The sequence below is a fragment of the Streptomyces sp. GC420 genome (genome assembly GCF_009916105.1).
GTDB lineage: Bacteria > Actinomycetota > Actinomycetes > Streptomycetales > Streptomycetaceae > Streptomyces.
The window spans coordinates 1-1,070 of sequence record NZ_JAAAXQ010000772.1 but is presented as its reverse complement, the minus strand read 5'-3'; the positions used below and the strand labels follow the sequence as shown (position 1 = coordinate 1,070).

The 1,070-nt window shown below is 74.5% G+C and carries 1 protein-coding gene; it reads right to left on the bottom strand.

All coding sequences use genetic code 11. The features are described from left to right. Nucleotides 1-145: 145 nt before the first annotated feature. A complete protein-coding gene (locus tag GUY61_RS38520) occupies nucleotides 146-961 on the bottom strand; it encodes an SDR family NAD(P)-dependent oxidoreductase (RefSeq protein WP_166634923.1) in 816 nt (271 codons plus the stop codon). Nucleotides 962-1,070: the final 109 nt, after the last annotated feature.

Sequence of the window (1,070 nt, the reverse complement as noted above, 5' to 3'; positions counted from 1 at the left end):
GCGCGGTGCCGTCCAGCATCCCGGCGATCGCCCGGATATCCAGCCGCGCGCTGTCCGCCCGGCGGCGCGGGCCGGGTCGCCGGCACCGGGATCCCGGCCGCGGATCCCGGTTCACCCTCGGCCGGGACGGCTCGGGACGACCGCGCTACCACGGCATAGCCACCCCGCCGTTCGGCCGGAGAATCTGGCCCGTGGTGAACGAGGAGGCGTCCGAGGCGAGGTGGAGCACCGCATGGGCGATGTCGTCGGGTTCCCCGACCCGGCCGAGGGGCGACAGGCCTGCCATCCGCTGTTCCGTCCTGTGAACGCCGGCCTGCTCGCCGCCGCGCCCGCTGTGTCCGCCGCCGCGCCCGTCCCGGGTGCCGCTCTCGTGGTGAAGCGTCATCGGCGTGCGGACCCACCCCGGGGCGACGGCGTTGACGCGCACGCGGTGCGGGCCGACCTCCGTCGCCAGGGTCCTGGTGAGCTGGACCACGGCGGCCTTCGATGCGCCGTAGCAGAGGAGTCCGGGAGCACCGGTGTCGATGGCCCCGGAGGCGAGCGTGACGATGCTGCCGCCCGTCTCCTGGGCGAGCATGACGCGGGCCGCCTCCTGGGCGGCGTACAGCGTGCCCTTGAAGTTGACGGCGAGGATCCGGTCGAGGTCCACGTCCTGGGTCTCCAGGACCGGACTGCTGTGCATGATCCCGGCCGCGGTCACCATGACGTCGAGCCTGCCTCCGGCGCGCACCGCCCGAGTGAGGGCCGGACGGTCGGTGACGTCGAGCGTGTGGGTCACGGCCTCCCCGCCCGCCCCGGTGATCCGATCCGCGGTCTCGCGCAGTCCGTCCGCGTCGAGGTCTGCGCAGTGGATCCGTGCGCCGGCCTCGGCGAGCAGCAGGGCGCAGGCCCGGCCGATGCCGCTCGCGGCGCCGGTGACAAATGCGGTGCGGCCGCTGAGGTCGTACGCCGACAGAGGCATGCGGTGACGGTACGGCGATTTCTGACGGGCCGTCAACTACTCGGAGGAGGCCACCGGTCGGCGAGGCGGGCACGGCCGTCGGCGGGTGGGGGACGGGCCGTCAGCGGGT

Coding starts and splice junctions, on each gene's coding strand:
- GUY61_RS38520 (WP_166634923.1), bottom strand. CDS start 961: ATGCCTCTGTCGGCGTACGACCTCAGCGGCCGCACCGCATTTGTCACC.